9 protein-coding genes and 2 tRNA genes are annotated in these 6224 nt (G+C 58.8%); 5 read left to right on the plus strand and 6 right to left on the minus strand.

Annotation, left to right across the window (positions count from 1 at the left end; all coding sequences use genetic code 11):
* Positions 1–4: 4 nt before the first annotated feature.
* Both WH7805_RS05785 and cobI read right to left on the minus strand, forming a co-directional pair.
* Positions 5–613, minus strand: a complete 609-nt coding sequence (locus WH7805_RS05785; protein ID WP_006042080.1) for a DUF4079 family protein — start codon at positions 611–613, stop codon at positions 5–7.
* A gap of 14 nt (positions 614–627) precedes the next feature.
* Positions 628–1440, minus strand: coding sequence for a precorrin-2 C(20)-methyltransferase (gene cobI / locus WH7805_RS05790; RefSeq protein WP_006042081.1), 813 nt, complete (start codon positions 1438–1440; stop codon positions 628–630).
* A 31-nt stretch (positions 1441–1471) separates the two neighbouring features.
* Between cobI and WH7805_RS05795 the strand changes: the two genes are divergently transcribed.
* A complete protein-coding gene (locus WH7805_RS05795; RefSeq protein ID WP_006042082.1) occupies positions 1472–2008 on the plus strand; it encodes an acireductone dioxygenase in 537 nt (178 codons plus the stop codon).
* Between the two features lie 94 nt (positions 2009–2102).
* Here the strand turns inward: WH7805_RS05795 and WH7805_RS05800 are convergent, their stop codons facing one another.
* Positions 2103–2339 carry a hypothetical protein gene (locus WH7805_RS05800; RefSeq protein ID WP_006042083.1) on the minus strand — a complete coding sequence of 79 codons (237 nt, stop codon included), beginning with the start codon at positions 2337–2339 and terminating at the stop codon, positions 2103–2105.
* A gap of 342 nt (positions 2340–2681) precedes the next feature.
* On the opposite strand from WH7805_RS05800, the gene WH7805_RS05805 reads away from it, so the two are divergent.
* Positions 2682–2864 (plus strand): hypothetical protein, encoded by a 183-nt coding sequence (locus tag WH7805_RS05805; RefSeq protein WP_006042084.1) that lies wholly within the window; start codon positions 2682–2684, stop codon positions 2862–2864.
* Positions 2865–2960: 96 nt separating this feature from the next.
* Here WH7805_RS05805 and WH7805_RS05810 read toward each other — a convergent pair whose 3' ends face one another.
* Together WH7805_RS05810 and aroQ are read right to left on the minus strand one after the other, a co-directional pair.
* Positions 2961–3611, minus strand: coding sequence for a tRNA-(ms[2]io[6]A)-hydroxylase (locus WH7805_RS05810; RefSeq protein ID WP_006042085.1), 651 nt, complete (start codon positions 3609–3611; stop codon positions 2961–2963).
* A complete protein-coding gene (gene aroQ, locus WH7805_RS05815; protein ID WP_006042086.1) occupies positions 3608–4051 on the minus strand; it encodes a type II 3-dehydroquinate dehydratase in 444 nt (147 codons plus the stop codon). The genes WH7805_RS05810 and aroQ overlap by 4 nt, the downstream gene beginning before the upstream one ends.
* 77 nt (positions 4052–4128) lie before the next feature.
* On the opposite strand from aroQ, the gene WH7805_RS05820 reads away from it, so the two are divergent.
* Positions 4129–4210, plus strand: a tRNA-Tyr gene (locus tag WH7805_RS05820).
* Positions 4211–4220: 10 nt separating this feature from the next.
* Positions 4221–4292, plus strand: a tRNA-Thr gene (locus WH7805_RS05825).
* Here WH7805_RS05825 and WH7805_RS13830 read toward each other — a convergent pair.
* On the minus strand, positions 4274–5728 hold the full coding sequence (locus WH7805_RS13830) for a glycoside hydrolase family 13 protein (RefSeq protein ID WP_006042087.1): 1455 nt from the start codon (positions 5726–5728) through the stop codon (positions 4274–4276). The genes WH7805_RS05825 and WH7805_RS13830 overlap by 19 nt on opposite strands.
* Positions 5729–5780: 52 nt before the next feature.
* On the opposite strand from WH7805_RS13830, the gene WH7805_RS13835 reads away from it, so the two are divergent.
* Positions 5781–6224: FGGY family carbohydrate kinase (locus WH7805_RS13835; RefSeq protein ID WP_006042088.1), on the plus strand; the 444-nt coding region annotated here is incomplete at its 3' end.

Below are 6224 nucleotides of genomic sequence, written 5' to 3' on the forward strand. Positions count from 1 at the left end.
CGCCCTACCGCAACAGAAGGTCGCGGGTGCCGCTGATGGCCTGGGTGGCCAAGAGCAGGGCCACCAACAGATTGACCAGCACGTGAATCCGTCGCAGCCAGAGCCGTGCAGCAATTTCCCTCTGCACGGCCATGGTGAGCAGCAACAGCGCCAGGAGCAGCAGTCCACCCCAGGTATGGGATTGCCAGATCAGGGTCCCCCCGTACGCCTTGCCAGCTCCAGGGAGGGCTTGCAAAACAATCAGAAGAAGCATCAGCCAGCAGCCCCAGGAACCGATCAGCCTTGGCACCAGACGCCTGGAGCGCAACAGAACCACAAACGAACCAACAGCAACAGAAGCCGCGGCGGCTGACGTGCCCCAAAGGGCCAAACTCGCCTGCCCCGAGGCCAAGGCATGGGTGAACGCCAGCAAGACGGCCACCAGCAATCCACCGGTGGCCCAACGGCCGTGATCCGCATGCTCAACGGGAACCGTGGCAGCGATGGGATTGATCTGAAGCCGCCGCTCCCTGGCCAGGATGCCGAGGCGGATGGTGGCACCGATCACGGGATACACGAACAAGATGATCAGCACTGGATGCGCCAGCGCCAGCCACTGCAGAGGAGTCAGCAAAAGGAGGGATTCGGTCAGGGCAACACCTGGGGCCAGGACTGTCGGATGAGCAGAAGAGAAAAATAGGGTTTCGTGTCCTCAGAGACCTCGGCAGCGCGGGCAATCCACTGGTCAGGCCAACCCACCCGCTGGGCAAACACAGCCTGTTCAAGTAGGTTCCGCCGTTGAAGAACGGTGCGGACCCAGGGCCAGCGCTGCCCCACTTTGATCAGGCCGAGCACCGTGTGACTGTCGTCCGCCATCTGCAGAAGACGCTCTAGTGGACTGATGGAGTCAGGACAAGGACGCATGAGAAAACCTTCCTGTTGTAAAGCCAACGGAAGATCCAATCCCAGCGCTGGTGCTGCAGCAGCAGCTGCACACACCGCTGGAATGCCAGGAACAAGCCTAAAAGGAAGATCGGGATGCCGCTCTCGCAGGGCCAGCTGCACGTAACTTCCAGTCGCGAACAGGGAGACATCCCCCTCACAGAGAAGAACGACCTTGGAACCTTTGCCGACCACCTGGGCCAGTTGATCGGCAGCACTGCGCCATGCAGCAATCCTGGGGCCCGCTTCCGCCACCATCGGGAACAACAGCGGCAACCGCTGCTGTTCAGGCTTCAGCCAACGCTCAGCAATGGTGAGCGCCATCCCAGTCCCTCCCTCCCGGCCCACGGGATAAGCCACCACATCCGCCAGCTCCAAGGCCCGCACTGCAGCAATCGTGAGCAGCTCCGGATCTCCGGGGCCTACACCCACAAGCGTGAGGGAATTCGACGATGGCCCTGAAGGTTTGAGCAACGTTGAAAAGGTGGCAGCAACCGATCCAGCATGCTGAAACAACATCGACGACAGCACCCCAGCCAGGTTTTAAGCCATGAGTGAGCTGAGCATCTATTCCGAGCAAGCCGGCGAGCCGGTCTTGAACACGGTCGATCCAGCTCGCATCCAACAGGAGCTACGCCTGCGTGGCATCGCTTTTGATCGGTGCGCGAACAGGGCGGAACTTGCACATGATGCCGATCAAAACGCAATTCTCTCGACCTACGCCGAGGAGATCCAGCAGATCCAGGCCCTCGGTGGTTACTCCGCCGTTGATGCCATCCGGATGCATCCAGATCATCCGGATCGAGAAGCCCTACGCCAGAAATTCCTAAGCGAACACACCCACGCTGAAGACGAGGTGCGTCTGTTCGTGGAAGGACGCGGCCTGTTTTGCCTGCATATCGACAACGAAGTGCTTCAAGTGAGATGCGAAGCCAATGACTGGATCAGCGTGCCGGCTGGAACCCGTCACTGGTTCGACATGGGCGCGAATCCATCGTTCTGCGCCATCCGTTTGTTCAACAACCCCAGCGGCTGGGTTGCCAACTTCACTGGAGAACCAATCGCCAGGCGGTTTCCAACGCTTTAATTCCCTGAAGCCATTGCGGTCCCATGGCTCTTGAAGCAAATCGCCTCAAGGCACCATCGCCACCTCGAGGCTTCGTGGTTTGTCTTTATCGGCCTCAGGCGGCAAGAAGCAATCGGGCATCCACTGGAGACCTCAGCGCTTTGCTTCGACGGGTGCAGGCCGCATCCGCGGGAGGTTGATCACTCAGGAGCCAGGCTGCTTCGAGGTCGGCACAGCGACTGATCAGGTCGCGCACCAATGGGTTGGCTTTCAATCCATCCCATTGCTCATCAGTGGTGCCATTCCGTAGCGCCTGGAGGGAATCGGCAACAGCTGTTACGGGGTCAGGCATCGAAACCGAACGGCAATTGGGTCAATTCTAGAACTGACACGCGCTTACTGGCGCATCTCTTCAGACTTCTTTTGGACTCGCGTAGCGAAACCTTTCAAGACAGGACCCTGGCTCAAGCAGTCCTGAAGGAAGAAGAACGCTTAGATCTTCATTGACTTGGTAATCACCAACACCAAAAACTCTTAACAATTGCAGCAACAATCAACAACAATCTTCATGTCTCGCAAAGTCAAAGCATCGATGATTCACATGCCTTCACAAGGTGATGACTTGTTGACGTTCACTCGTTGCATCGGCGCAACCGAGGAATGATGTTCATAACCAAGAGGCATAGGAGAATCCATGGCTCGTCGTCGCGCCTTCTCAAACCCTGAGGCTGGAAATCCTAAAAATCTCTATGAAGCTCTGATTGCAATCGGCATTTGCATCACCTTTGCAGGCATCTTCAGCACGAGCTATTTGGCAATTCTGGAAGGAACCAGGGCACCGTTCCAGGCATGGATCACCGGCGGCACATTTTTTTAAGCCACAACAGAAAAATTAGCGCTTCGCTGATCACTCAGCTCTGCACCATGGTTCCAGAAACAGATTGAATGTTCCAACCAAGGATCACCGAGACGATCAAAAGATCACACCAACGGAATGCATCCTCACGTCCTCAGGGCAGCTCAGGTCTCCTCTGAGCGCATCAACCTCTGCCGCTGCTAGCTGCTCCAACCGTGGAATGATCACATCACGCGGATAGCGCTGCTCACACAGCACCCAGTAGAGACCGAAGTGACGCGCTTCACTCTTCAAAAGGCCGCCGTAAAGCTCTCTCAACCCAGGGTCAGGACTGTTTTGGGCCAGCAACGCCATGCGTTCGTGGCTTCGGGCCTCAATCAATCCTGCGATCAGGAAGGAATCCAGCATGCGCTCGGGCTCTCCCCGTCGAACCTGCTTGGCAAGAAGGGCTCCATAGGCAGGAGAACGGAGCGGCTCCAGATAACGACCTCTTGATTTGAGCAGCGCCAGCACCTGCTCAAAATGCTCCAGCTCTTCCCGCGCCAAAGGGCTAAGAACTTCGCCCAGACCAGGTTCACAGAGATAACGGAACATCAACTGAACCGCTGATCCAGCTGCCTTGCGCTCGCAGTGGGCATGGTCAATCAACACCTCCATGGGCCTGGCATTGGCTTGTTCAACCCAGCGCACACTCGTTGGAGCCGCCAACCAGCGGATCGAGGCAATCGATGGGCCTGAGCGGTCCATCGTTGAACTGGTGATGCTCATGCCTTTGCTCCTCTGAGGTAGTTCACCAAGCCGTCAAAAGCCATGGTGTAACTGAAGGCGCCGAACCCACACACCACGCCCAAAGCACAGTCGGCGAGATAGGAGTGATGACGAAACGTCTCGCGCGCATGGGTATTGCTCAAATGCACTTCCACGAAAGGAATCGCCACCCCCAGAAGAGCATCGCGCAGCGCAATGGAGGTGTGGGTGTAGGCACCGGCATTGATCAGGATCCCGTCCACTGAGCCCATCGCCTCATGGACCCGTTCCACTAGAGCACCCTCAAAATTGCTTTGAAACGTTTCGAGTTGCACCTCAGCCGCTCTGGCCCGATCCCTCAAGCACGTTTCGATGTCAGCAAGCGTCTGGTGCCCGTAAAGGCCAGGTTCCCGCTGGCCCAGCAGATTGATGTTGGGGCCGTTGAGCAGAAGCAGACGCATCACTCGCAGGAACGATGGCCCCTGATCGTATCGACCACCCCTGTCATGTGAGCTGGTAAGTTCTTCCGGTGTGGTTCGGGTCGGTGCCCGAGTGGTTAATGGGGGCGGACTGTAAATCCGCTGGCTCTGCCTACGTTGGTTCAAATCCAACCCGGCCCATCCACCACATGCCCTTGTAGCTCAGCGGTAGAGCACTCCCTTGGTAAGGGAGAGGTCTCGAGTTCAAGTCTCGACAAGGGCTTCAATCTCCTCTCCGGGCACCGAGGAGAACACAACAGCTGACTGAGGTCCCAGCATCTGATCACTGGCGTCGATGCTGCCGGCACTCCAGACAACATGTGCGAATTTCTCTGGACAATTGAGGCGGCGGCGGCGGCTTCGGTTGATGAACACCGACACAGTTGGACTGCGGCGAGACCGCCCCAGCAAACCGTCCTCACCTACCGCATGCCAGCTCCAACCGTCAGCGATGCGGCCAGCGAGCGAACGCCTCAGCCCGAACAGGTCCCTCACCATCCGCCGGAGGTCCTGAGGAACAGGTCCCGACCAGGGGTAGGCCTCACGGCACCCTGGCTCTGGTCCTCCGCTTAAACCCATCTCCGTGCCGTAGTAGAGGCAGGGAGCTCCAGGTTGGAGGCACAACAAAAGCAAAGCCAGTCGAAGCGCGTTGGCGTCCCCCCGCAGGGTGTGCAGAGCCCTGGGAACGTCGTGACTGTCGAGCAGGTTGAGCTGGCTGCGGTTCACCGCAGAGGAATACCAACCCAAGGTCTGGTCCACGCAGGTGATCCAATCCTCCCCATCCAGACGGTTGAGCGGGTACATCGGATTGCGGTAGCCCGACCTCAACCTGGCACCAGCAGCCCAGCACAAGCTGCTCCAGCCCAGGCGGTAATTCATCACGCCATCAAACTGATCGCCCTGCAACCAGGGACGGGCGTCTCCCCAGATCTCCCCAACAATCCATGCGTTCGGATTCACGTCCTTCACCATGCGGTGAAAATCGACCCAGAACGCATGGGGAACCTCATCCGGGACATCCAAGCGCCATCCGTCGATGCCGCGTTCAAGCCAGTGCCGACCCGCCGCTAGCAGATGATCTTGGACTGCTGGATTGGCGTGGTTGAACTTAGGTAGCGCAGGATCATTCCACCAGCAGCTGTATCCGCACGACTGACCCTTACGGGGGTAGGGGATCAGGGGCCACTGATGCACCGTGAACCAGTCCACATATGGAGATGACGGACCGTTCTCCAGCAGGTGGTGAAAAGCCCAGAAGCCGCGGCCGCAATGATTGAACACGCCATCGAGGATGAGGCGCATGCCGCGGCCATGCAGCGCTTCAATCACAGCATCCAGAGCAGCATCCCCCCCCAGCAGAGGATCCACCTGGAAATAGTCGTAGGCGTGATAACGGTGATTGGCGGCTGAACTGAACACAGGGGTGAGATACAGACAGGTGACACCCAGCTCCTGCAGGTGATCGAGAGCATCGAGCACGCCAAGCAGATCACCCCCCTGGAACCCCTGCTCCTGAGGGCTGTTGCCCCAGGGCTGCAGGGCGAGGCTGGATTGCGCCTTCACCCTTCCGCTGCGCCGGAATCGATCGGGAAAAATCTGGTACACCACGGCTTCAGACACCCAAGCGGGAGTGCTTGCCGTTGAGACATCCCGAAGCATGGTCTTTGCAGCCGGGCACTACCACCGCTAGCACTTAATAAACAGGAGCGCCATGGTTAGCCCGCCTCTGCTGCTGGCACTGGATCAAGGCACCAGCAGCTCACGCGCTGTTCTATTTGATGCGCAGGGGCAGGCGGTGGCCAGCGCCTCTGCGCCCCTGAATATCCACTACCCCGCTGATGGCTGGGTCGAACAGGAGCCCATGGAGATTTGGGCCAGTCAGCGCCAGGCCATGGCACGTCTGGAGCAGACGATCACCGCAGAGCAACGCCAAGCGGTGGTGGCCTGCGGCATCACCAATCAGCGCGAAACCACCATCCTCTGGCGCCGCAGCGACGGCTCTCCCTGCGGTCCAGCTCTGGTCTGGCAGGACGGGCGCACAGCCGATGTCTGCGCAGCCTGGAAACGGGCAGGACTGGAAGGGGACTGGCGGACCCGCACAGGCCTGATGCTCGACCCCTATTTCAGCGCCAGCAAGATCCACTGGCTGCTTCTG

The organism is Synechococcus sp. WH 7805 (genome assembly GCF_000153285.1).
In the GTDB taxonomy this organism is placed as follows: Bacteria; Cyanobacteriota; Cyanobacteriia; order PCC-6307; family Cyanobiaceae; genus Synechococcus_C.